Annotated in this window: 21 protein-coding genes; 5 read left to right on the forward strand and 16 right to left on the reverse strand. The window is 64.9% G+C overall.

Annotation, left to right across the window (positions count from 1 at the left end):
* Positions 1 to 61: 61 nt before the first annotated feature.
* Positions 62 to 1,489, reverse strand: coding sequence for a VWA domain-containing protein (locus tag WBG82_RS02265; protein ID WP_424420842.1), 1,428 nt, complete (start codon positions 1,487 to 1,489; stop codon positions 62 to 64).
* 17 nt (positions 1,490 to 1,506) lie between these two features.
* Positions 1,507 to 2,448, reverse strand: a complete 942-nt coding sequence (locus tag WBG82_RS02270) for an AAA family ATPase (RefSeq protein WP_424420952.1) — start codon at positions 2,446 to 2,448, stop codon at positions 1,507 to 1,509.
* 160 nt (positions 2,449 to 2,608) lie between these two features.
* On the opposite strand from WBG82_RS02270, the gene WBG82_RS02275 reads away from it, so the two are divergent.
* From WBG82_RS02275 to WBG82_RS02285, 3 genes are read left to right on the forward strand one after another with little or no spacing between them, the layout of a single operon-like run.
* Entirely contained in the window at positions 2,609 to 4,678 is a 2,070-nt protein-coding gene (locus WBG82_RS02275) for a 3-hydroxyacyl-CoA dehydrogenase NAD-binding domain-containing protein (RefSeq protein WP_424420954.1), read from the forward strand.
* 56 nt (positions 4,679 to 4,734) lie between these two features.
* Complete coding sequence (locus tag WBG82_RS02280; protein ID WP_424420845.1) at positions 4,735 to 5,103, forward strand: limonene-1,2-epoxide hydrolase family protein; 369 nt, start codon at positions 4,735 to 4,737, stop codon at positions 5,101 to 5,103.
* A gap of 21 nt (positions 5,104 to 5,124) precedes the next feature.
* Positions 5,125 to 5,820, forward strand: a complete 696-nt coding sequence (locus WBG82_RS02285; RefSeq protein ID WP_424420848.1) for a glutathione S-transferase family protein — start codon at positions 5,125 to 5,127, stop codon at positions 5,818 to 5,820.
* On the opposite strand, the gene WBG82_RS02290 is transcribed toward WBG82_RS02285, so the two are convergent.
* The 10 genes from WBG82_RS02290 to WBG82_RS02335 form a co-directional block, all read right to left on the reverse strand.
* Positions 5,802 to 6,080: a hypothetical protein gene (locus WBG82_RS02290; protein ID WP_424420851.1), complete on the reverse strand. Its 279-nt coding sequence runs from the start codon at positions 6,078 to 6,080 to the stop codon at positions 5,802 to 5,804. The genes WBG82_RS02285 and WBG82_RS02290 overlap by 19 nt on opposite strands.
* A complete protein-coding gene (locus tag WBG82_RS02295; protein WP_424420854.1) occupies positions 6,077 to 7,408 on the reverse strand; it encodes a phage head spike fiber domain-containing protein in 1,332 nt (443 codons plus the stop codon). Before WBG82_RS02295 ends, WBG82_RS02290 begins: the two co-directional genes overlap by 4 nt.
* A 72-nt stretch (positions 7,409 to 7,480) precedes the next feature.
* Positions 7,481 to 8,275: an ABC transporter permease gene (locus WBG82_RS02300; RefSeq protein WP_424420857.1), complete on the reverse strand. Its 795-nt coding sequence runs from the start codon at positions 8,273 to 8,275 to the stop codon at positions 7,481 to 7,483.
* Between the two features lie 10 nt (positions 8,276 to 8,285).
* A complete protein-coding gene (locus WBG82_RS02305; RefSeq protein ID WP_424420859.1) occupies positions 8,286 to 9,212 on the reverse strand; it encodes an ABC transporter permease in 927 nt (308 codons plus the stop codon).
* Positions 9,209 to 10,363, reverse strand: a complete 1,155-nt coding sequence (locus WBG82_RS02310; RefSeq protein ID WP_424420861.1) for an ABC transporter substrate-binding protein — start codon at positions 10,361 to 10,363, stop codon at positions 9,209 to 9,211. The genes WBG82_RS02305 and WBG82_RS02310 overlap by 4 nt, the downstream gene beginning before the upstream one ends.
* Before the next feature lie 27 nt (positions 10,364 to 10,390).
* On the reverse strand, positions 10,391 to 11,410 hold the full coding sequence (locus WBG82_RS02315; RefSeq protein WP_424420957.1) for an ABC transporter ATP-binding protein: 1,020 nt from the start codon (positions 11,408 to 11,410) through the stop codon (positions 10,391 to 10,393).
* Positions 11,411 to 11,485: 75 nt separating this feature from the next.
* Positions 11,486 to 12,910, reverse strand: coding sequence for a gamma-aminobutyraldehyde dehydrogenase (locus WBG82_RS02320; protein WP_424420863.1), 1,425 nt, complete (start codon positions 12,908 to 12,910; stop codon positions 11,486 to 11,488).
* Between the two features lie 297 nt (positions 12,911 to 13,207).
* A complete protein-coding gene (locus tag WBG82_RS02325; protein WP_424420866.1) occupies positions 13,208 to 14,128 on the reverse strand; it encodes a LysR family transcriptional regulator in 921 nt (306 codons plus the stop codon).
* A gap of 35 nt (positions 14,129 to 14,163) precedes the next feature.
* Entirely contained in the window at positions 14,164 to 15,444 is a 1,281-nt protein-coding gene (locus WBG82_RS02330; RefSeq protein WP_424420869.1) for a lytic murein transglycosylase, read from the reverse strand.
* A gap of 139 nt (positions 15,445 to 15,583) precedes the next feature.
* The gene (locus tag WBG82_RS02335; RefSeq protein ID WP_424420872.1) at positions 15,584 to 17,551 is read right to left on the reverse strand and encodes a beta-galactosidase; all 1,968 of its coding nucleotides are present in this window, start codon (positions 17,549 to 17,551) and stop codon (positions 15,584 to 15,586) included.
* A gap of 115 nt (positions 17,552 to 17,666) precedes the next feature.
* Here WBG82_RS02335 and WBG82_RS02340 point away from each other — a divergent pair, with 115 nt between their 5' ends.
* The gene (locus WBG82_RS02340) at positions 17,667 to 17,981 is read left to right on the forward strand and encodes a YciI family protein (RefSeq protein ID WP_424420875.1); all 315 of its coding nucleotides are present in this window, start codon (positions 17,667 to 17,669) and stop codon (positions 17,979 to 17,981) included.
* 55 nt (positions 17,982 to 18,036) lie between these two features.
* Positions 18,037 to 19,350, forward strand: a complete 1,314-nt coding sequence (locus tag WBG82_RS02345; protein ID WP_424420878.1) for an alpha-glucosidase/alpha-galactosidase — start codon at positions 18,037 to 18,039, stop codon at positions 19,348 to 19,350.
* A 7-nt stretch (positions 19,351 to 19,357) separates the two neighbouring features.
* On the opposite strand, the gene galK is transcribed toward WBG82_RS02345, so the two are convergent.
* From galK to WBG82_RS02365, 4 genes are read right to left on the reverse strand one after another with little or no spacing between them, the layout of a single operon-like run.
* Positions 19,358 to 20,410: a galactokinase gene (gene galK / locus WBG82_RS02350; protein ID WP_424420881.1), complete on the reverse strand. Its 1,053-nt coding sequence runs from the start codon at positions 20,408 to 20,410 to the stop codon at positions 19,358 to 19,360.
* Complete coding sequence (galT, locus tag WBG82_RS02355) at positions 20,407 to 21,453, reverse strand: galactose-1-phosphate uridylyltransferase (protein WP_424420884.1); 1,047 nt, start codon at positions 21,451 to 21,453, stop codon at positions 20,407 to 20,409. The genes galK and galT overlap by 4 nt, the downstream gene beginning before the upstream one ends.
* Positions 21,454 to 21,460: 7 nt before the next feature.
* Positions 21,461 to 22,924 (reverse strand): D-glycero-beta-D-manno-heptose-7-phosphate kinase, encoded by a 1,464-nt coding sequence (gene rfaE1, locus WBG82_RS02360; protein ID WP_424420886.1) that lies wholly within the window; start codon positions 22,922 to 22,924, stop codon positions 21,461 to 21,463.
* Positions 22,925 to 22,946: 22 nt separating this feature from the next.
* On the reverse strand, positions 22,947 to 24,380 hold the full coding sequence (locus tag WBG82_RS02365; protein ID WP_424420888.1) for a mannose-1-phosphate guanylyltransferase/mannose-6-phosphate isomerase: 1,434 nt from the start codon (positions 24,378 to 24,380) through the stop codon (positions 22,947 to 22,949).
* Between the last annotated feature and the right edge of the window lie 181 nt (positions 24,381 to 24,561).

Raw genomic sequence — 24,561 nt, forward strand, 5'->3', positions numbered from 1 at the left:
CCAAATCGGCACAATGCGAACTTAGCCGAGGCGCGGGCGCCCATGAAGAGGGAAAATCCGCTCAGGCGGCGTGGCGCAGAAGCTCGGACACGACCCGCTCCAGATCCTTCAGCGAGGCGCAGGTCTTGGCCGTGTCGCAATAGGGCTGCAGGCGGCGCATCTCGCTGTCGCCCGAATTCCACATGCTGCGGGGCTCGGGATTGAGCCAGATGACGCGGCGCGCCCGGGCATGGATTTTCTTCAGAATGTCGCCGCGCGGATTGCCGTAATTCGAGCGCGCGTCGCCCAGAATGAGCACGGTCGTCCTGTGATCGACATCGTCGAGCGCCAGCCGCTCGAAATCGACGAAAGCCTGCCCGTAATCCGTCGAGCCGCCGCCATGCTCCCTCAGAACCCTGACGATCGCGTCCTCGATCTTGCGCTCGCTGTCGAAGAGTTCGGTCGTCTCGCCCAGTTGCCCCGAAAAGGCGAAGGAGCGCACGCGCGGAAGAACCTCCTGAAGACTGTAGAGGAACATGAGCAGGAACCGCGCGACCTGCGCCACCGAGCCCGACACGTCGCAGATCGCCATGACCTTCGGCCGGTCCACCTTCGTCTGCTTCCAGACGGTGTGGAAGAGAAGTCCGTCGAACTCCACATTTGCGCGGATCGTGCGGCGGACATCGAGCTGGCCGCGCTGCTCGACCTTCTTGCGGCGCGAATGCAGCGCGATCAGGCGCTTCGCCATCTTGCGCACTAGTTCGCGCATGATCTTCATGTCGCGTCCGTCGATATTGCCGAGCCGCACCTGGCTCAGCACTTCCTCGCGGAGCTGTCTTCCCGCATTTGCGGTGAAGATTTCGAGCTGCTTCTCTGCATAGTCGCGCACCTGCTCGCGCAGCTCGTCGCGGAGCTGCCGCAGCCGCTCGGCGCCGGCGGGGTCCGCGTGCTCGCGCCGCTCGATCTCGTCATTGAGCTCATCGAGCCCCATGATCTCCATCATCCGCCGCACATACATGCCGCGCTGCGTGAAGAGCCGGATGCGGTTGAGCTGCGCCTGACGCGCGGCCTCGGCCAGCGCCATCTGCAACGCCGCCTGGTCGCCGCTTTCGAGCATCTCGACAAGGTTTTGCGGCATCTGCCCGCCGCCGGAAGGCTCGCCCTCGCTTCCCCCGCCGCCCGCGCCCGGCATGCCGCCTGACTGGCTCTGAGCCTCGCCCTGCGAAGCTTCGCCATCGCCACCCTCGCCTTCGCTCTCCTCCGCCTCGCCGCCATCCGCGCGGCGCGCCTTGAACTGGTCGAAGGCGAAGAAGCGGTCGAAGGTTTCGCGGAAGGCGTCCTTCTCGTCCTCGCTCTTGGCGAGCACCTGCGAGAGCGCGTCGCGCAGCACCTCGCGCTCGTCGAGCCCGACCATGTCGACGACGTTGCCCGCGTCGATCGACTCCGACGTCGAGACGCGCACATCGGCCGCACGGAGCGCGCGGATGAAATCGCCGAGAACCTCAGTCATGGCGGCGCCCGCTCATGCTACCTCGCGGCCTCCAGCGCCTTGGTCGTCAGCGCATTGATCTCGGCATCGACATTGTCGATGTCGTCCTGGAACTTCAGCAGCACGTTGAGCGTGTTGCGGACAAGCTCGGCGTCGAGTTCGCGCGCGTGAAGCAGAACCAGCGTGCGCGCCCAGTCGATCGTCTCGCTCACCGCCGGCAGTTTCTTCAGGTCGAGCGTGCGCAGCCCCTGCACGAAGGCGACGAGCTGCGTGCGCAGCCTGTCCTCCAGTTCCGGCACGCGCGCGCGGATGATCCGCTGCTCGAGCACTGTATCCGGGAACGGAATATAGAGATGCAGGCAGCGCCGCTTCAGCGCATCGCCGATCTCGCGCGTATTGTTCGAGGTGAGGAAGACGATCGGCGTCGCCTTCGCCTTAACCGTCCCGAGTTCCGGTATCGAGATCTGATAGTCGGAGAGAAGCTCCAGAAGGAACGCCTCGAACTCGTCATCCGACTTGTCGAGCTCGTCGATGAGGAGCACCGCGCCTTCCGGCTGCCACAGCGCCTTGAGGAGCGGACGGGGCTCGAGGAATTCCTCGTTGAAGAATGTGTCGTCGAACTCGTGCAGCCGCGCGATGGATTCCTTGAGGCCCTTCGTCCCTTCCATCAGATCGCCGAGCTTCTCCTTCAGCACCTGCGTGTAGAGAAGCTGCTTGCCGTATTTCCACTCGTAAAGCGCCTTGGCCTCGTCGAGCCCTTCATAGCACTGAAGCCGGATGAGCGGCTTGCCGAGAAGCTCCGCCGTCGCCTTGGCGAGCTCGGTCTTGCCGACGCCGGGAGGCCCCTCGACGAGAAGCGGTTTCTGCAGCCGCCCGGCGAGGAAGATCGACGTCGCAATATGCTGATTGCAGATATAGCCGCTCCGCTCGAAGCCCTGCTGAATGGCTGAAATGGCGCTGGGCGCATCCGCCCCGTTCAACACTGGATTTACCTTGTTCAATTCTGTTCGAGGGGCGCGGGATGCGCCCCCCTCCCTGCTTTATCTGGTTCCGTTTGGGCTATAGGGTAACACGCCCCGAAATTTGGCAAGCAGAAACAACCATCGGAAACGACCAAGGGAGATCAAGACCATGGCTGCCATCAACGAAGTCGGCGACCTGACCATCGAAGGAGATGTCGGTGTTCTGACGCTGAACTCGCCGCCGGTGAACGCGCTGTCGGCGCCCGTGCGCGCAGCCATCAATGACGGCATCAGGCAGGCGATCGACAACCCCGCCGTCAAGGCGATCGTGCTCATCTGCGACGGCAGGACCTTCATCGCCGGCGCCGACATCACCGAGTTCGGCAAGGCGCCCTCGGGCCCGAGCCTCTTCGATGCGCAGGCCATGATCGAGAACGCGCCGAAGCCCGTCATCGCCGCGATCCACGGCACCGCGCTCGGCGGCGGCCTCGAGGTTGCGCTCACCTGCCATTACCGCGTCGCGGTCCCTTCCGCGAAATGCGGTCTCCCCGAAGTCAATCTCGGCCTCCTGCCCGGCGCGGGCGGCACGCAGCGCCTGCCGCGCATCGTCGGACCTGAAAAGGCGCTCGAAATGGTGACCGCCGGCACCCATGTCGGCGCCAGGGCGTGCAAGGAAATGGGCCTCGTCGATGAGCTTGCCGAGGAAGGCAAGCTGCGCGAAGGCGCCATCGCCTTTGCCCGCAAGATCGTCGCGGAGAACCGTCCGCTGAAGAAGGTGCGCGACCTCAACGAGAAGGTCGAGGCGGCGCGCGGCCATCCGGAAATCTTCGCCAATTTCCGCAAGGCCAATGCCCGCAAGTTCCGCGGCTTCCTCGCGCCGGAATACAACATCCAGTGCATCGAAGCGGCCGTGAACCTTCCCTTCGACGAGGGCATCAAGGTCGAGCAGAAGCTCTTCCGCGAACTCGTCACCGGCACCCAGTCGGCCGCGCAGCGTCATGTCTTCTTCGCCGAGCGCCAGGTCTGGAAGCTGCCGGACGTGCCCGCCGACACGCCCATCATTCCCGTCAACAAGGTCGGCATCATCGGCGCCGGCACGATGGGCGGCGGCATCGCCATGAACTTCCTCAATGCCGGCATGCCCGTCACCATCGTGGAGACGAAGCAGGAAGCCCTCGACCGCGGCCTCGCGACCATTCGCAAGAACTATGAGAACACCGCGAAGAAGGGCCGCATGACCATGGAGGACGTCGAGAAGCGCATGTCGCTCCTCAAGGGCACGCTCGCGCTCGAAGAGCTCGCCGACATGGACCTCGTCATCGAGGCCGTGTTCGAGAACATGGACATCAAGAAGGACGTGTTCGGCAAGCTCGACAAGATCGTCAAGCAGGGCGCGATCCTCGCCACCAACACCTCCGCGCTCAATATCGACGAGATCGCGACGGCGGTGAAGCGCCCCGAGGCGGTGATCGGCCTGCACTTCTTCTCGCCGGCCAACGTCATGCGCCTTCTCGAAGTGGTGCGCGCCGACAAGACCTCGAAGTCCGTCATCGCCACCTCGATGCAGATCGCGAAGAAGATCGGCAAGATCGCCGCGCTTGTCGGCGTCTGCCCCGGCTTCGTCGGCAATCGCATTCTCGCCCAGCGCCAGCGCGAGGCGAACAAGCTCATTCTCGAAGGCGCGATGCCGTGGGACGTCGATCGCGTCCTCTACGATTTCGGCCTGCCCATGGGCCCCTTCGCCATGTCCGACCTCGCCGGTCTCGACATCGGCTGGTCGAAGGAGAAGTCGAAGGGCGAAACGATCCGCGACGTGCTCTGCGAGATGGATCGCCGCGGCCAGAAGACGGGCGCGGGCTTCTATGACTATGACGAGAACCGCAACGCGAAGCCTTCGCCCATCGTCGAGAAGATCATCCTCGACTTCGCCGCGAAGAAGGGCATCAACCGCCGCCAGATTTCCGATCAGGAAATTCTGGAGCGCTGCATCTATCCGATGATCAACGAGGGCGCGAAGATCCTCGAGGAAGGCAAGGCCATCCGCGCCTCCGACATCGACATCGTCTGGATCAATGGCTACGGCTTCCCCGTCTATCGCGGCGGCCCGATGTTCTATGGCGACACCGTCGGCCTCGACAAGGTGCTGGCCAAGATGAAGGAGTTCCAGGCGCAGATGGGCGACGACTTCAAGCCGGCCGCGCTTCTGGAAAAGCTTGTCGCCGAAGGCAAGAAATTCCAGAACCTTTGATCGAAATGAGAATGACGGGGCGGCGAAAGCCGCCCCGCCTGATTTCGGAGCAAGCAATGAAGAGCAACGAAGATCTTGTCCGCGCCTTTGTGGACACCTGGCCTAGCCTCGATGTGGAGAAGATCGTCGGCTATTTCGCCGAGGACGGCATCTATCACAACATGATGATCGACCCCGTCGCCGGCCACACGGCGCTTCGCGGCTTCATCGGCGCTTTCCTGAAGGGCTGGAGCGATGTCGAGTGGGATCTGCTCAATGTCGCCTCCGCGGGCAATCTCGTCTTCGCCGAACGCCTCGATCGCTTCAAGGTCGGCGGCAAGCCCGTCGCCCTTCCCTGCTGCGGCGTCTTCGAGATCGAGAACGGCAAGATCAAGGCGTGGCGCGACTATTTCGACATGGGTACCTATATGAAGGCTCTGGCCTGAACGGCAAGGAGAGGCATCGCCATGACCATCCGTCTCCATGAGCTCGTCACCGGCGACAATCGCGCGCTGAGCCCCTTCGTCTGGCGCATCAAATACGCGCTAGCCCACAAGGGCCTCGCCTATGAGACGGCGCCTGTGGGCTTCCTCGGAATTCCGAGACTTTGCGGCGGCAAGTTCAGGACCGTGCCGATCATCGAGGATGGCGCCGCCAGCGTTTGCGACAGCTGGGCGATCGCCGACTATCTCGACAAGACCTATCCCGAGCGGCCGCTCTTCTCGTCGCCGCAGGAGCGCGCCATGGTGAAGTTCTTCGACGGCTGGTTCGGCCTTGAAGTGATGAACCGCATGTTCGGCATTTGCGTCCTCGACATTCACAACCACGCGCGCGCGGAGGATCGCCCCTATTTCCGCGAGAGCCGCGAGAAGCGCCTCGGCGGAAAGACGCTCGAAGAGTTCGTCGACGGCCGCGAGCAGCGCCTGCCGGAACTGCGTCACGCGCTGCGCCCGATGCGGGCGGCACTTGCCACCGCGCCCTTCCTCGGCGGCGAGCAGCCCAATTATGCCGACTATATCGCGCTTGGCGGCTTCCTCTGGGCGGGCGCGATCTGCACCCTGCCCATGCTGGAAAAGAGCGACCCGCTGAACGACTGGATCAAGCGCGGCTTCGATCTTTATGGCGGCATCGGCCATGTGCCGCTTTACCCGCTCGCGGCCTGATCGCCGGATGTGACGCTTTGCGCGAGATCCGCGAGCGTCGCATCCGCTTCCCCAATCAGCACGACATCGCAGAGCCACGCGCCCGTCGGCTCGTCGTCCAGCGTCTCGGAATAGGGAAGCCTGACCCGCGCCTCGTCGAAGCGTATGCCTTCCTCGTCCGTCCAGGCATAGGCGCGCGCCCTGTTCGCGCTCGCCTGGGCGAGCATCGCGTGGAGTTCCCCGGCCGAGGCGGCGCGGAGGGTATATGTCGTGATCGTCATGCCGCCACCCATGCTTCCATTTCGCTATCCGTCAGTGGCCGGCATATCTCGATGCGCTCGAGGAGATCGTTGAGATAGCCGGTCGCCAGTTGACTGCCGATCGAGAGCGTCGTCGGGCCGTTGGGGAGCGGCAGCGTCGCGCTCGATGCCGCCCCCGCCTTTGAAATCATCACGCCGCCGCCGCCATCGAGGCGGAACGCGATCTTCTGCCGCCCGAGAACCATCGGCAGGGTCTGGCCCGCGAATTCGGCCGCTCCGTCCCGCGACGAGGCCATCTGAAACTGATCGCCGGCGTTGCCGTAAACGCGCGTGGCGTTGCCGGTCGAGCCATTGTTGAGGGAAAAAATGACACGGCTGACGCCGTCGCCCAGATGGCTCCAATTGACCGCAGCCAGCACACTGAACCCTGCCTGCAATCCGGCCGCGACAAACCAGTCGAGCGAGGCCGCGCGCACATCGCTCGCAAGCCGTGTCGCGGCAGTGGCTCCGGAGAGGATCGGCGGCGTAAGGAAGCTCTGCTGGTGGAAACCAAGCCCCCATGCGTAAACGCCGGATGCGCCGTCACCCTGATAGGCGGGCTGATAGTTGTTGCCCGGGTCGCTGTCCGCCAAGCCCCAGAACCTGCCTTGCCCAGCCCTTGTTTCGAGCACGACTGCCCAGCACAGATAGTAGCCGTTCGCGGCCGGCACGATGCCGCATGAGAGCGGCGGGTTTGTCGCCATTGGCGTTGCGGTGCCCGCGCCGGACAGCCGGAATTTGCAGCGGCCGATCCCGTTGGATGCGAAGGTGATCCACTCGCGCCCGGCGGGCCTGAAGAAGCCGTAGTGAAGACCCGGCAAGGCGGTGTCATGAGCCGGGATCGCGTAGAAGCGATGGTGACTCAGAGAGCCGTCCTCTTTCAGAAGATCGGCCGTCAGCGTTCCGTCAGGTGCGACGGCAGCGTCCGTCGCATAGCTGGCATTCTGAAAGGCGTAGGTCGGCTTCGAGATATCGGCGCTGTTGAGCCATGTGTTCGTCACCTGCCCGCCGATATAGCCGCCGGCCCCATTGGTGGCCGCAAGCTCGTTAGGCCCGAACAGACGATAGAGGCCCGCAGCGTCGGCGAGGAGATGCGAGGATGAGCGGACCGTGGCGAAGAGCGCCGCCGGTTCCTTCTCCGCCCCGTTCAGCGCATAGCGCGCATTATGGAAATCCGCCGCAAGCACGGCCTTCGGATGGCACCAGCCAAGGCCGCGCCTTTCCGCACCCTGCCAGAAAGGGCCTGTTCCCAGTCCGAAACTCGTCTCCCCCTGGCGGGGAATATCGCTCCATCTCGATGGTGCCGGCATCGTCGCCTCCTCTCACTGCCATCCGGGCGGAGTGTGAGGCAACCGGAACGGGGCGGGGATAGTTCGCGCGCGCTATTTCACCATCGGGCCGGCCTGGTTGGTGAGCCGGTAGGCGAGCAGCACCGGGAGGAATGTGAGCGCCATCACGAAGAGCACGACGACGTTCACCTCCGGCAGCTTCTGCCCGAGCCGGATCGCCCCGAAGATCCAGAGCGGCAGCGTGTTCTGCGCGCCCGCCGTGAAGGTCGTCACGATCACTTCGTCGAAGGAGAGCGCGAAGGCCAAAAGCGCGCCCGCGACCAGCGATGTCGAGATCATCGGCAGGGTGACGCGCCGGAATGTCTGCCACTGGTTCGCGCCGAGATCCATCGACGCTTCCTCGAGCGATCGCGGCACGCGCCGCAGCCGCGCGATCACATTGTTGTAAACGATGACGATGCAGAAGGTCGCGTGGCCAATGACGATGGTCCAGAAGGAAAGTCCCAGGCCCCAGAATACGAAGAATGAGTTGAGCGCCATGCCGGTGATGATGCCGGGCAGCGCGATGGGCAGCACGACGACGAAGGAGACGGCCTCCTTGCCGAAGAACTCGAAGCGATGAACGGCGAAGGCCGCCGCCGAGCCGAGCAGCACGGCGACGGCGGTTGCGATGAGGCCCGCCTTGAGCGAAAGCCCGAGCGCCATGCGGATTTCCGGATTCGTCCATGCCGACCCGAACCAGCGCAGCGAATAGCCCGCGATCGGCCAGCTCTGAATGTTCGATGCGTTGAACGCATAGACGAGGATGATCAGGATCGGGATGAACAGGAACAGGAGGACGAACACGACCCAGGCGGTCAGCGCGATCCTTGCGAGTTTCGTTTCCATTGTCCCTCCTTCACATCACCTCGAACGCGCCGGTCCGCCGCGCGCCGACGAGATAGAGCGCCATGACGACGAGCGGAATGGAGGCATAGGCCGCCGCGAAGGGAATGTTGTTGGCGATGCCGACATTTGCGTAGACGACATTGCCGATGAAGTCCGAGCCTGGCCCGCCGACGAGCACCGGCGTGATGTAGTCGCCAAGCGTCAGAGAGAAGGTGAAGATCGACCCCGCGACAACGCCCGGCATGGCGAGCGGCAGAATGACCTTGAAGAAGGTCCGCCATGCCTTTGCGCCGAGATCCTGCGAGGCCTCGAAAAGGGAATAGGGAATCCGCTCGATGGCCGCATAGATCGGCATGATCATGAAGGGCAGCCAGATATAGGAGAAGACGACCCACATCGCCCAGTTGGTATAGCCGATCTGCACGCTCGCGAAGCCGAAGCTGTGCAAGAGCCAGTTGAGCGCGCCGTCATTGGCGAAGATGAGCCGCCAGGCATAGACGCGCGCAAGATAGCTCGACCAGAGCGGCACGAGCACCAGCGTGAAAAGCGCCACGCGCTGCCCCGGCGTTGCGAGCCGTACCATGTAATAGGCAAACGGGAAGGCGAGGATCACATCGGTGATCGTCACCGCCGCTGCCATGAGGATCGTCCGGATCGCGATCCTGCGATAGACGTCGCTCTCGAAGATCGTCTGGAAATTCGCGATGGTGAAGGTCCGGTCCAGCTCGCCGGTGAAGGAATCGATGCTCCAGAAGGCCGAAATGAAAAGCGCGGCCAGCGCGGCGAGATAGATGAGAATGAACCAGCCGAGCGGCGGCGCGAGCAGAAGCCCCGCGCCCACCGCCGGTTTGCGCCACAGAAATGCCGACATCCGGCGGACCGCTTCCTGCAGCCGATCCGCCGTCATGCCGTAAGCCGTCTGGGGACGGTCGATCAACCCTTGATCTCCTGCCACTTCTGCTGCCAGGTCGTGTAGCTCGTGCACTCGTTCTTGCCGCTGCTGCACATTTCCTGAGGCGTCTTCCAGAACCTGATCTGCTTGAGATAGATCGCGGCTTCGTTCAGATGGTAGCGCTCGCAGGAGCCCTTATCGAGTTTGTCCATCTCGGCGCAGGCTTTCATGTTGGCCGGCGTCTCGCCGAAATAGATCGCCTGCTGCGCCTGTACCGAAGGCGTGGAGACATAGGCCATCCACTTATAGGCGCAGTTGACGTGCTTCGACTTCGCCGAAAGCATCCAGCTATCGGCCCAGCCCGTCGCCCCTTCGCTCGGTACAGTATCGGCGACCTTGGCGCCTGCCGCCTTCAACGTGATGGTCTGATAGGGCCATGCGGCGCCGATGATGGCGTCGCCATTCTTGAAGAGTTCGATCTCGTCGGAAGCGAGCGCCCAGTATTTCTTGATGAGCGGACGCTGCTTCTTCAGGAGAGCGACGGCGACATCGAGCTGCTTTTCGGTGAGTTCATAAGGGTCGGTGATGCCGAGGCTCGGGTCCTTCTTGGCGAGATATAGCGCCGCATCGGCAATCTGGATCGGATTGTCCGGCACCGTGATCTTGCCCTTGTAGGCCTCGTCATAGATCGCCGCCCAGCTCGTCGGCGCGGTCTCGAACTTGTCCGTATTATAGAGGAGCACGTTCGGGCCCCATTCATAGGAGAGGCCGTAGTGAACGCCCTTGAGCGTGTTGTGCGGCGGCGCCTGCAGGTCCGGCACGAAGTTCTCGAAATCCGGAATGAGCTTGACGTCGATCGGCTGCACATTGCCGCCGAGGATGAGGCGCAGGCTCGCATCGCCCGACGCCGAGACGAGATCGTATTCCGAGCCGCCGCCCTGGCGCATCAGCGCCACCATCTCATCGGAGGAGCCCGCATATTTGCGGTTGACGATGCAACCCGTCTCTTTCTCGAACGGCTTTACCCAGGAATCCTCCGCATATCCCTCCCATGCCACGATATTGAGCGCGCCCTCGCCCTCGCCGATCGTCTTCGGATAGTTCGGCGCCACCGGCTCGGCAAACGCCGAGACGGAGAATGCGATTGCCGTGCCCAGGGTCAATCCCAAAGCGACGGTACTTTTCATGCTGGTCATCTCAGAACCCTCCTTTCCTGGATGGTTTCACTGAAGCTCGAACAGGTTGTCCGGACGCCACGCAACTTGCACTCTGCTGCCCTGCTCCTCCCGGAAGCGGGCCGTCGTACGATCGAAATTCTGGCGGATGGCGACGATCCTCGTGCCGTCGGCGAGCCCCACCGCATAGCGGGTGAACGTGCCGACATAGACGGCCTCGATGACGACGCCTTCCTCGGTGTGAAGTCCCGCCTCGTCGAAGAACTGGCCGAGCGGTGCGACACGCACTTTTTCCGGCCGCAGCACGAAGCGCCTGCCATCGCGCTTCAGAATGTTCGACGTGCCGACGAAGCCTGCGACGAACTCGTCCGCCGGTTCCTCATAGACTTCCGTCGGCGAACCGATCTGCACGATGCGGCCCTGATTGAAGATGGCGATGCGGTCGCTCATCGTCAGGGCCTCTTCCTGATCGTGGGTCACATAGAGGAAAGTGATCTTCACCTCCTCCTGAATACGCTTGAGTTCGGATTGCATTTCCTGGCGCAGCTTCAGATCGAGTGCGCCGAGTGGCTCGTCGAGCAGCAGAACCTTCGGCCGGTTCACGATGGCGCGCGCAAGCCCGACACGCTGGCGCTGGCCGCCTGACAGTTGCGCCGGCTGGCGCGCGCCGAAGTTTTCGAGCCGGACCATGCGCAGCGCCTCTTCCACGCGCACCGTGCATTCACTTTTGGGTACGCCCTTGGCGTGCAGACCATAGGCGATATTCTCCGCGACCGTCATATGCGGAAAGAGCGCGTAGTCCTGAAAGACCGTGTTGATATCGCGCTCGTAGGGCGGCATGCCCGTCACATCGGCGCCGCTCAGCTCGATCACGCCGCGATCCGGCTTCTCGAAACCTGCGATGAGCCTCAGCGTCGTCGTCTTGCCGGAACCGGAGGGGCCGAGCAGCGTATAGAACTCGCCACGGCGGACTTCGAGATCGACCTGCTCGACCGCCACTGTCTCCTTATACGCCTTGCGCACGCCTTCGAGACGAACGATCACGGGCTCGACATCGCCATCGGGCATCGGGCCACTCTCCGCCTGATCTTCGTTCCGCGCGAAGCTGCTCAACGTCACCTCTCCCCCAGACTCAGAGCTGGCTCAGTGTTTCACCATCACATGCCGCACGACCGAATAATCCTCGAGCGCATAGGCAGACAGGTCTTTTCCGTAGCCTGATGATTTCATGCCGCCATGCGGCATCTCGTTCGCCAGCATGAAATGCGTGTTGACCCATGTGCAGCCATATTGAAGCCGCGCCGCGGTCTGCATCGCCCTGGAGATATCGCGGGTCCACACCGATGAGGCGAGGCCGTACTGGGAATCGTTCGCCCAGCCGATCGCCTGTTCCACATCGTCGAAGCGCGTGATCGAAACGACCGGGCCGAAGACCTCGCGCTGCACGATCTCGTCTTCCTGCCGCGCGCCCGCGATGACGGTCGGCTCATAGAAGAAGCCATTGCCCGCGCCCGGCTTGCCGCCCGTCAGCACCTCGACATGCTTCTGCGCCCGCGCCCGCTCGACGAAGCTCGAGACGCGGCTGCGCTGCCTTTCGCTGATGAGGGGGCCAAGCTCGACGCCCTCTTCCTCCGGCCCACCGAACCTGATGCCCGAGACGGCGCTGGCGAGATCGGCCGCCACCTTGTCGTAGACCTTCGCGCCCGCATAGATGCGGCAGGCCGCCGTGCAGTCCTGTCCCGCATTGTAATAGCCGAAGGTCCGGACACCCTCGACCACGGCGTCGATATCGGCGTCGTCGAAAACGATGACGGGCGCCTTGCCGCCAAGCTCGAGATGCGTGCGCTTGAGCGTGCCGGTCGCGGCTTCGAGCACCTTGCGGCCGGTCGCAATGTCGCCCGTGAGCGAAGTCATGTGGACGCCCGGGTGCGAGACGAGCGGCGCGCCGACCGTTTCGCCCCGGCCAAGCACGAGGTTCCAGACGCCGGCGGGAAAAAGCTCGGCCATGACCTCAGCCAGTTTCAGCGTCGTCAGCGGCGTCTGTTCGGACGGCTTCAGCACGACGACATTGCCCGCCGCGAGCGCGGGCGCGATCTTCCACGCCGCCATCATCAGCGGATAGTTCCAGGGCGCGATCGAGGCGACGACGCCGATGGGATCGCGGCGGATCATGCTGGTGAGGCCGGGCAGGTATTCGCCCGCCGCGCTCCCGTTCATGCAGCGCGCGGCGCCCGCGAAGAAGCGGAAGCAATCGACGATGGCGGGGATTTCATCCTCGAGCACGCGCGGATAGGGCTTGCCGCAATTGAGGCTCTCGAGCTTCGCGAAAGCCTCCGCATCCGCCTCGATCCGGTCGGCGAGCTTCAGCAGGAGCCCCGAGCGCTCGGCGGGCGTCGTCCGCCCCCAGCTCGAGAAAGCGCGGCTCGCCGCAGCGACGGCCTGGTTGATCTGATCTTTCGATGCCGAGGGTATCTTGGCGATCAGGGCGCCCGTCGCCGGGTTGAGGATGTCCTCCTCCGGCCCTGCGCCCTGCACGAACTTGCCGTCGATAAAGAGCCTAGTTTGCATCACGCCTCTCCCCTGGGCCAGCCGCGAAACCTTATGGCCGCGCCCCGTTCGACCGGCGGGCCTCGACCGGCACAGGGTGCCGGGCGGCCCGCGACGGCATGGGGCGGCAGTCTGTGCGGAAATGCTAGGGCAGGTTTTTTCCGATTGAAAATCGGAAAATCCGCGCTGTCCGTTCGGAAAATCAGATAGCTGGAGCGTTTCCAGCAAAAGCGGGAACCGCTTTTGTGGTTTGGAAACGCGACAAATCAGGAAACCGGAGCACCCGGTTCCATCCCGCCAAAACGGATGCTTCTCGCGTCAGATTCCCGGCGAGCGGCGCCTCGCGGCCGGGGGCGTATATTCCCGGCACATGTCGAGAAACTGGCTCGCCGTCGGCCTGAGCGGCGCGCCCCGACGCCAGACGAGCCCCACATCCACGGTCGGGATGGGATTGGCGAGTTCCCGCGCCTCCAGCCTGTCGCCTTCGAGCGACCAGGGGCGATAGGCCATGTCCGGCAGCGTCGCGAGCCCGACCCCCATGCCGACAAGGCTCCTGACCGCCTCGACCGAGGAGGTGCGCAGCACGATGTTGGGCGTGAGCCCCTCCTCCTGCCAATAGGAGGTCGTCGTCTCGATGAGTTCGTCGACGGCAAGCATGATGAGCGGCTCGGTCGCAAGATCGCTCAGCGTAAGGACGTTGTGCGAAAGGAGCCCGTGGCCTGCCGGAAGCCAGATGCGCCAGGGCGAACGGATGAGAATTTCCGATTCGAGCGCCTGCCTGTCCTGGAGATTGGAAACGAGCAGCAACCCCACATCGAGCTCGCCATTCACGAGGAGATGTTCGAGATAGGTGCGCTCATCCTCCACCACGCGCACATCGACCTGCGGGAAGACCCGGCGGAAACGCGCAAGGAGATCGGCGAGATAATAGCCCGACACCATCGGCGTCACGCCGACATTGAGATCGCCGGACATCGCCTCCGGCCGCGCGCTGACCGCGCGGCGCGCATCCGCCACCGCCGCCGTGATGCGCCGGGCATGGAGGAGAAGCTGGTGCCCCTCATGCGTGAGGCGGACGCCCTTCGCATGGCGCACGAAGAGCTCCGCCCCCATTTCATATTCGAGCGCCTGGATCGCGGAGGTGATGGCCGATTGCGAGATGCTGAGTTCCTGCGCCGCGCGCGAAACGGATTCCGTTTCCGCGGCGGCGATGAAATATCGGATCTGGCGCAGGTTCATGGGCGTTCACATCAGCGAAGCGGCCGGCTGTCCCCTCAGTTCGTCCGCATCTTCTCCAGAAGCGAGGCGGTCGGATAGCCGTCCGGCGGCCAGCCGATCGTTCTTTGATAATCGCGGATGGCCTTGCGAGTGTTGTAGCCGATGATCCCGTCGACCTTGCCGTGATCATAGCCTTTGGCGGCCAGAAGCGATTGCAGCTCCTCGCGCTCGCTTCTCGTCAGCGGGCGCTCGTCGAGCGGCCAGCTTCCCCTGATCTCGCCCTCGCCGCGGAACCGGTCGCCGAGCAGGCAGACAGCCAGCGCATAGGACGTCGAGGCGTTGTAGGCGAGCACCGTGCGGAAATTCTGCAGCACGAGGAAGGCTGGCCCCTTATAGCCTGCGGGCAGCAGGAGCGAGGCCTTCTCGTTCACGTCGGTGGCGGGGAAGGCCCGTCCGTCGGCCCGCTTCAGGCCGAGCTTTTGCCATTCCGCGACCGTCTTCGTCAGCGCCATATCCGCAAGCGCATAGTCGAAGCCCTCGGGCATGGCGACTTCAAAGCCCCAATGGCTGCCCGTCTGCCAGCCCGAGACGTTCAGATATTGCGCGGTCGAGGCGAGCGTGTCCGCCGTCGAGTGCCATATGTCGCGCCGCCCGTCGCCATCGAAATCGACGGCATGGGCGAGATAGGTCGTCGGGATGAACTGCGTCTGCCCCATGGCGCCAGCCCAGGAGCCGAGCATTTCCTCCGGCTGTATGTCGCCGTTCTGAATGATCTTGAGCGCGGCGATGAGCTGCGAGCGGCCGAAATCGGGCCTGCGCCCCTCGAAGCCGAGCGTCGCCAGCGAGCGGACGACGCTCTTCGTGCCCATGAAGTCTCCGTAATTGGACTCAAGTCCCCAGATCGCCACCACGACCTGCCGGTCGACTCCATAAGACTTCTCGATCCGGTCGAGCAGCGCCCTGTTCTCGGCAAGGAGCGCCTTGCCGCGCTCCACCCGCTTGTCCGAAAGCGCGCCGCCCAGATACTCCCAGACCGGCTTCACGAATTCGGGCTGGCTCTGATCGGCCTCGACCACCGTCTCGTCAGGCCTCACCCCGCTCATGGCGCGATTGAAGGTCGCCGCATTGATCCCGGCCTTCATGGCGTCGAGGCGGAAGGCGGTCAGCCAGTCGGCGAAGCGCTGGTCGTTTTCACTGACGGGAGGAGCCATGGGCAGGCGCGTTTCGGGAACGTGGCGCATGCGCGCATCCGCGCATCCCCCGAGCCCCAGCCCGGCAACGAGAAAGACGACACCCGACATCAGCCGAAAAAGGCCGCGCGGACAGACGATCGACATGCAGCGACTCCAGCGGGAATATGAAGCACAAGGCTAAGGCGTAGCACGGAAAAGTGTAAGCGCAATTCCGGTCGCACCCGGCGCCCGCGCCCCTCCGGGCGGCGATACCGTGAGAATGCCGCTATCGGACGAACGCCGTTCAATGCCCCTCCTTCTGAACGGCGACGCCGCCGACACCGAGCAGCCGCTCGCCCAGCACGAAGTCCCCCGCCGCCAGCGATGAAATATCCTGCTCGCCCGGCCCGTAGTTGAAGATGAAGCGATAGGGCCCGCGCCGCCGCGTCCTGACGCCTGGCGGCAGGCGCTCGATGGCGAGCCCCGCCTCGCGCGCCAGCCTTTCAAGGAGGCCTTCGAGGAGACCGGCATCGGGCGAGCCTGCGAGATAATAGGCGCCGCCCCGCCTCGTGAGGGCGGGATGGCCGTCGCCCGTCCTCGCGACGACCTCCGCATCCTCGGCCACGACGAATTCGCGCCAGCGGTCGAATTTGCGCGCCTCGTTGCCGTAATTGACCGGCACCGCCGCATAGGACCTGAAGCTTTCGGCCCGCGTGACCTTGATGCCGAGAAGGGCCGCGAGCGGCCCCGGCGCGAGATTGGCCGGGATCTGATGCGAGGCCGTGCGGCTTCCCGAGCGCGGCAGAACGAGAAGGCGCCCGTCGAAACTTTCGAGCGAGGCGGCAAGGCGCGGCGGCACATAGGGCGTCGAGGGCAGCACCGCCAGCGCATAGGCCGAGAGATTGGCGTCGGGCCCCACAATGTCGATATCGAGGCCGAAGCTTCGCAATATGCGGTAGATGACGAAGACCTGCTCGATATAGGAGAAGTTCTGGCCCTGCGGCTGCGTGCGCAGGAACCATTGCGCCTCGTAGGAATAGATGAGCGCCACGCGCGCGGGCACCGCCCGGCCTAGATCGCCAAGCCGGGCGAGATCGCGGGCAAGCTCCTTCACCTCGAAATAGGCCCGGTCGGGCTCGTTGTTGGGCAGGTTGAGCCCGGCATGGAACTGCTCCTGCGCGAAGGGCGCCTGCCGCCAGCGGAAATAGGACACCATCTCCGCCCCATGCGCGAAGCCTTCGAGGCCCCAGAGGCGCACGAGGCCCGGCATCGCATCGGTGTTGTAGGCCGCCCAGTTCACGGGCCCCGGCTGCTGCTCCATGATCGCGAAGCGCCCCCGCCCCGCGCCGCGATAGAGATCGTGATGGAAGGCCTGAAGATCGGGATCGCCCGTGCGGGCATAGGCCGCCTTGTGCGCCGGATCGGCCGGAAAGACATCGAGGCTGCCGAGGGGATAGGAATCCCATGTCGCCACGTCGAGGTCCTTCATCACCTCGTAATGGTCGAAATCGACATGGAAGGTCATGAAATTATGGACGATGTCGCGGCCCGGCGAGAGCGCGCGGATGATGTCGGCCTGCACGCGGTTGAACTCGCGCACCTGGTCCGACGAGTAGCGCTCGAAATCGGCCCGGTGCGAGGGGTTCGTTTCCGTCACCGCGCCCGATGGCAGGTCTATCTCCTCGAAGTCGCGATATTCCATGCTCCAGAAGACATTGCCCCAGGCCGCGTTGAGCGCCGCGATGGAGCCGTAGCGCGCCTTGAGCCAGCGGCGGAAGCCGAGCCGCGCGGCGGAGGAATAGGAGCGCACCGTATTGTGGCAGCCATATTCATTGTCGGTCTGCCAGGCCACGATGGCGGGATGGTCGCCGAAGCGCTCGGCAAGCGCGCGCACGATGCGCGCACATTCATGCCGGTAGCCCGCATGGGAAAAGCAGTAATGCCGCCGCGAGCCGAAGGCGCGCACGCGGCCGCGATGATCGACGGCCAGCATGTCGGGCATCTTGTCGACGAGCCATTTCGGCGGCGTCGCTGTCGGCGTGCCGAGAATGACGCCGAGCCCATGAGCATGGAGCACGTCGATCGCGCGGGCGAGCCAGTCGAATTCGAGGCGGCCCGGATCGGGCTCGAGCCGCGACCAGGCAAATTCGCCGATACGGACGCGCGAAATGCCCGCCTCGCGCATGCGCCGCGCATCGTCCGCCCACATCGTCTCCGGCCAGTGCTCCGGATAATAGCAGACACCGATAGCCGCGCCGCCCGCCTTCGCCATGTTCCGTTCCCTCCCGATTCCTCTCCACGAGCTTGCCGGAATTTCTGTCCGCCGCAAGCCCGCTCGCGCCGCCGGCCGAATTGTTCTAGGAAGATGGCGCGGAAGGGAGGCGCAAATGCTCTATCTCGACATTCTGAAATATGTGCGACCCGTGGCCGAGGTCGATGCCCATCTCGAGGCGCATCGCGAGTGGCTCCGGCAGGGCTTCGACGAGGGCCTCGTGCTGATGGCCGGCCGGCGCGATCCGCGCGTGGGCGGCGTCATCCTCATCAAGGCGTCCAGCATCGAGGAAGCGCGCAGCTACGCGGAAGCCGACCCCTTTATCACCGCGGGCGTTGCCGAATACGACCTCATCGCCTGGGAGCCGACACTGCGCACCGCCGACACGCCCGAACATTGGGGCCCCGCCGCCCGCATCATGGGCGATTGACGGGGAAGCCGCGCTCGCCGATCCTCGGCGGCGGATATTCCGTGGAGGAAAGCGCGTGACCAAAGTCTGCATGATCGGTGCCGGCAGCACCGTCTTCATGAAAAATCTCGTCGGCGACATTCTGCTGAACGACGTTTTCGCCGATATAGAGATCGCGCTTCACGACATAGACGAAGCGCGACTCCGGACCTCGCAGATCGTCGCGGGCAAGATCGCGGAATCGCTCTCCGTCTCTCCACGGATCACCGCCACGACCGACCGGCGCGCGGCGCTCAAGGGCGCGGACTTCGTCATCGTCATGATCCAGGTCGCAGGCTACAAGCCCGGCACCGTCATCGACTTCGAGATCCCGAAAAAATACGGGCTCCGCCAGACCATCGCCGATACGCTCGGCATTGGCGGTATCATGCGCGGCCTTCGCACCGTGCCCGTGCTCCTCGACATCGCCGACGACATGCGCGAACTCTGCCCACGGGCGCTCATGCTCCAATATGTAAACCCGATGGCGATCAATTGCTGGGCGCTGGCGAAGCTCGCGCCCGACATCGCCCATGTCGGGCTTTGCCACTCGGTGCAGGGAACGGCCTTCGAACTCGCAAACGATCTCGGCGAGAACTACAAGGACATCCGCTATCAATGCGCGGGCATCAACCACATGGCTTTCTATTCGCGCTTCGAGAAGCTCCATGCGGACGGAACGCGCGAAGACCTCTATCCGCGCCTGCGGCAGATCGCGGCCGAGGGCCGCGAGCCCCGATGGAACAAGGTCCGCTACGAGGTGCTGCGGCGCACGGGCTATTTCGTCACCGAGTCGAGCGAGCATTTCGCCGAATATGTGCCCTGGTTCATCAAGCGCGACAGGGCCGACCTCATTTCGGAATTCAACATCCCGCTCGATGAATATATCCGCCGCTGCGAGGAGCAGATTGCGGCCTGGGAAGCGCAGGAGCGCGAGCTTGTCGGCGCGAACAGGATCGAGGTCCGCTTCTCCGGCGAGTATGGCGCAAAGATCATGCGCGCGGTCGTCACCGGCAAGCCGACCGTCATCAACGGCAATGTCGCCAATCGCGGCCTCATCGACAATCTGCCGGAGGGCGCCTGCGTCGAGGTGCCTTGCCTCGTCGATGCGAACGGCATCACGCCGACGCGGCAGGGCGCGTTGCCGCCTCACCTCGCCGCGCTCATGCAGACGAACATCAACGTGCAGGCGCTGACCGTCGAGGCGATCGCGACAGGCAAGCGCGAGCATATCTATCACGCGGCCATGCTCGATCCGCACACGGCGGCGGAGCTTTCGCTCGATCAGATATGGTCGCTCGTCGACGATCTCATCGAGGCACATGGCGACTGGCTGCCGGAATTCCACTGAAGGGCTTTCAGAGCGAGACGGCCCACGCCTTCGGGTGACGCGCGCCGACGCGCCGCCACCAGTCCTCTGCCTCATCCGGCGCGACGAGCGCGACGACGCATCCGCCGAACCCGGCGCCTGTGAGCCGCGCGCCACGCGCTCCTTCGACAAGCGCCGTCTCCACGAGCCCGTCCAGCGCCTCCGTCGAGACTTCGTAATCCTCGGCAAGCGAGTAATGGCTCTCCGTCATCAGCGCGCCGAACGCATCGGCATCCGCGGCTTCCAGCGCATCGAAGGCGGCGAGAACGCGCGCATTCTCGCTGACGACGTGGCGCGCCCGGGCGCGAAGCTCGCCTTCAGGCAAGGATGAGAGCATCTCGGGCGATGCATCGCGGAGCGCGCGAAGGCCGAGCTGCCTCGCCGCCTCCTCCACCGCCGCGCGCCTCGCATTATAGGCGCCATCGACGAGCCGCCGCTCCACGCCGCAATGAATGACGGCGAAGCGGAAACTCTCCGGCACGGCGGCAAGCCGCGCCTCGTTCGTCCGGCAATCGAGAAGCAGCGCATGGCCCTCGCGCCCGACGGAGGACGCCATCTGATCGAGAATGCCGCATTGAAGCCCGCAATAGAGGTTCTCCGCCGCCTGCCCCGCCCTTGCGATCTCGATATCGTCGAGCGCGGCGCCGGTAAGCGCGAGGCTCGCGCGGATGACGGCAATTTCAAGCGCGGCGGAGGAAGAAACGCCCGCCCCTTGCGGCACGTCGGAGCGGATGAGCACCTCGACCGGCGGCACCTCGATGCCGCGCTTCGAAAGTTCGCTGAGCGGGCCCGCCACATAATCGGTCCAGTCGCGGCGCGGCGGCGTCCCTGGATCGAAGTCGCGCGTTTCGCCGTTGTCGAGGCTCGTCGCGCGAAACCGCGCCGCCCGCGCCATCGCGACATGGGTGCGCCGGGAGAGCGGCATGGGAAGGCAGAAGCCTTCCGCATAATCCGTGTGATCGCCGATGAGATTGACGCGGCCGGGCGCGGAGGCTTCCGCCTCGGGCGCGCGTCCATACGCTTTCTCGAACGCCGCCTTCATCGCGCACCATCCACCGCGCGGAGCCGGGCGGCGGCTTCCTCCGGCGGCACATCGACGAGAAAGACCCCCGAGCCCTGCTCGACGCCCGCGAGATATTTGAGCTTCGCCCGGTCGCGGCGAAATGGCTTGATCTCGATCGTCATGTGGAAGCTCGCGTCATGGCCCGCTGGCGCCGCCTGCACGGTGAGAATATAGGGCATGGGCATGCCGAAGAGCCGGTCCAGCCGTCGCAGCGCATCGCCGAGCGCGGCCGCAAGCTCTCCGCGTTCCTCCACGTCGAGATGCTGCGGCCCCGGCACGCGCCGACGCGGGGCGAGCCACACTTCGAATGGATACATCGCAAAGGGCGGCACGAGCGAAACGGCGCGCGCGCCCCGATGGAGAAAGAGCGCGGGGTCTGCTTCCTCGATCATTCGCGCGATGACCGGCGCCGCCGCCTGCGCTTCGGCCGCACGGGCGATCTGCCCGGGCACGAAACCAAAGGCATAGATCTGGCCGTGCGGATGATGAAGCGTCACGCCGATCTCCTCGCCGCGATTCTCGAACGGCATGACGGCGGCAAAGCCCATCTCGCGAAGCGCCATGATGCGCGCGCCCCAGACCTCGATCAGAAGGTCGATGCGCTCGTCGGGGAGCGTTGCGAGCGAGCCGCGATGATCCGCCGAGAAAACGACGACCTCGCAGCGGCCGCGCGCCGCCGCGCTTCTGACACCGGCAATGCCGGGCGCGTCGCCCGCCTCCGCGAAAGCGGGGAAGCGGTTTTCGAAAACGGCGACCTCGAAATCCGTGAACGGAATTTCGCCTGTTGCTCCGTCGCGCGCGGGGCAGAGCGGACAATCGCTTTCCTCGGGAAGAAAAGTGCGGGCCTGCCGCGCGCCCGCATATCCGACCCATTCCTGCCGGAGCGGGTGCCAGCGCAGATGCGGCGGCACGCCATCGGCGGGCGGAAGCTCGGCGCCCGCGGCCCCTTCATGCGCCGCGCGGCCATAGAGCAGGAGTTCGCGCCCGTCCGCCTTTCTGTGCCGGTGGAGGTGGAGCACCATCGCCGCGTCAGCCGCCCATCCTCTCGACCGTCTTCGTCGTGCTGAAGCCCGGCACGAGATCGATTACCTCCACGCGCCCGCCATAGCTCTGCACGAAGGCGGCGCCGACGATCGTTTCGACCGTGTAGTCGCCGCCCTTGATGAGCACATCCGGCCGCAAGCCCTCGATGAGATTTTCCGGCGTATCCTCCTCGAAGATGACCACGAGATCGACGCTTGCAAGCGATGCGAGCACGGTCGCGCGGGCAATGTCGCGCTGGATTGGTCGCGTCGGCCCCTTGAGCCGCGTCACAGAGGCATCGCTGTTGAGCCCGACGATGAGCCGGTCGCAAAGCGCGCGCGACTGCGCGAGCAGCGAGACATGCCCCGGATGCAGAAGATCGAAGCAGCCATTGGTGAAGCCGACGCGGAGCCCCTTGCGGCGCCAGCCGGCCACGATGTCCTGCGCCGCGTGCAGCGTCACGATCTTGTGCTCGATGGAGGAAAGCTCATGCTCGCGAAGTTTGGCAGCAAGCTCATCCGCATAGACGACCGCCGTGCCGACCTTGCCGACGACGATGCCCGCCGCCGCATTGGCGAGCGCCGCCGCCTCGACAAGCGGAAGCCTGGCCGCGAGCGCCGCGGCGAGCGTCGAGACGACCGTGTCGCCCGCGCCCGAAACGTCGAAAACCTCGCGCGCCTCGGCGGGCAGATGCGCCACATCGCCTGAGTCGCGGATGACGCTCATCCCCTCCTGGCTGCGGGTCACGATCATGGCGCCGATGCCCGCGCTGGCGACGATCTTGCGCGCCGCCTCCACGATCGCCTCGCTGCCCTCAAGCGCGCGGCCCGCCGCCTCGGCAAGCTCCTTGCGATTGGGCGTGACCACGCTCGCGCCGCGATAGAGGCCGAAGTCGCGCCCCTTCGGATCGACGATGACGGGAATGCCCGCCTTGCGCGCCGCCGCGATCGCCGCCGCGAGGACCGAAGGCGTGAGCACGCCCTTGCCATAGTCGGAGAGCACCATCACCGCCGCGCCGGCGACAAGCGCGCCGATCCGCCCGACAAGCTCCTGCTCCAGCGCCGGGGCGAGCGGCGTACCCGTCTCGCAATCGGCGCGGAGAATCTGCTGGCCCATCGACACATAGCGCGCCTTGACGGTGGAGCGCCGCGCCGGATCGACGACGAGGCTCGCCTCGAGGTCGGGCACGGCGGCGAGCATGCGGCCGATCTCCTCGCCCGCCTCGTCGCGGCCCACGACCGATGCGAAACTCACGCGCGCGCCGAGCGCCGCGAGATTGCGCGCGACATTGCCCGCGCCGCCGAGCATCGACTTTTCCTCGCGCACCCGCAGCACCGGGATCGGCCCTTCGGGCGAGATGCGCTCGACATCGCCATAGACATAGCGGTCGAGCATGACATCGCCGATGCAGAGAACCCTCGCTCCCTTCAGCGTCTCGACCTTCATGGCCAGATGTTGCTTGTCGCTCATTCTTTCCCGGTCCTCCGGCCGCTCATTCGGCAGCCGAGGCATTTGTATCGCGCCCATAGACATCGTCGAAGCGGACGATATCGTCCTCGCCGAGATAGTCGCCCGACTGCACCTCGATGATGCTGAGTGGCTCGGGGCCCGGATTTTCGAGCCGGTGCCTGGTACCGACCGGAATGTAGGTCGACTGGTTCTCCGACAGCATCCGCGTCTCGTCGCCGACCGTCACCCGCGCCGTGCCGCTCACCACGACCCAGTGTTCCGCCCTTCGGTGATGAAGCTGCAGCGAAAGCGAGGCGCCCGGATAAACCATCAGATGCTTGACCTGATGCCGCTCGCCACTGTTGAGGCTTTCGTAGTAGCCCCATGGCCGGTGGACGCGATTATGCGCCTCATGCTCCGTCCGCCCTGCGGCCGCGAGCTGCTCGACGACTTTCTTCACATCCTGCACGCGGTCGCGCGCGGCGACGAGGAGAACGTCGCCCGTCTCGACGATGACGAGATTTTCAACGCCGAGCGTCGCGACGAGCCCGGTCTCGGCGCGCACGAAGCAATCCTGCGTCTCATGCGCAATGACGTCGCCCGTGACCACATTGCCTTTCGCGTCCTTCTCGCCGATCTCCCAGAGCGCCGACCAGCTTCCGATGTCGCTCCAGCCCATGTCGACCGGCACCACCGCCGCGTCCTTCGTGTGCTCCATCACCGCATAGTCGATGGAAAGCGACGGACAGGCGCCGAAGGAGGCCGCCTCCAGTCGCAGGAAATCGAGATCGCGAACGCCCTTTCTGACCGCCATGGCGGCTTGCGCGGCAATCGCCGGGCAATGCGCGCGCATTTCCTCGAGGATGCGGTCGGCGCGGAAAAGAAAGATGCCCGCGTTCCAGTCATAGCCGCCCGAGGCGAGATAGGCTTCGGCGGTGGCGAGATCCGGCTTCTCCACGAAGCGATCGACGGCGAAGGCGCCGTCATCGAGCGGCTGCCCGCGGCGGATATAGCCATAGCCGGTTTCAGGTCCCGTGGGGACGATGCCGAAAGTGACGAGCTTTCCCGCGCGCGCAAGCACCGCGCCCCTGGCGATCGCCTCATGAAAGGCGGCGACATCACGAATGTGATGGTCGGCCGGCAGCAGAAGCACGAGCCCCTCGGGATCGCGTGCCTGCACATAGGCGGCGGCGGCGGCCGCTGCCGGAGCGGTGTTCCGCCCCACCGGCTCGAGCAGATGGGCGAGCGGAACGAGGCCCGTGTCCCGCATCTGCTGGGCGATGATGAAGCGGTGCTCCTCGTTCGACACCACGATGGGGGCGGCGAATGCACCGTCGCCGGTCACGCGAAGCGCCGTCTCGACCAGCATCGCGCGGTCCGAGACGAGCGGCAGAAGCTGCTTTGGAAAAAGCGACCGGGAAACAGGCCAAAGTCTCGACCCCACGCCGCCCGACAGGATTACCGGATAGATCGTCACAACATCATTCCCCAGTCCGCTTTGTACAAAGTCTGTTCATGTCCGGGTCCGCTTCGCCCCGGGGCGGCGCTACCCATATCGAGCCGGGCCCATGCCCCCCTGGCGCGGCCACAGCCCGAGCAACATAGCATTCCCGGCGAAAAACGGCACAGATGGCTTGCCTCTCTTTAATCCGCTCATT

The sequence above is a fragment of the Parvibaculum sp. genome (genome assembly GCF_049671045.1).
In the GTDB taxonomy this organism is placed as follows: Bacteria; Pseudomonadota; Alphaproteobacteria; order Parvibaculales; family Parvibaculaceae; genus Parvibaculum.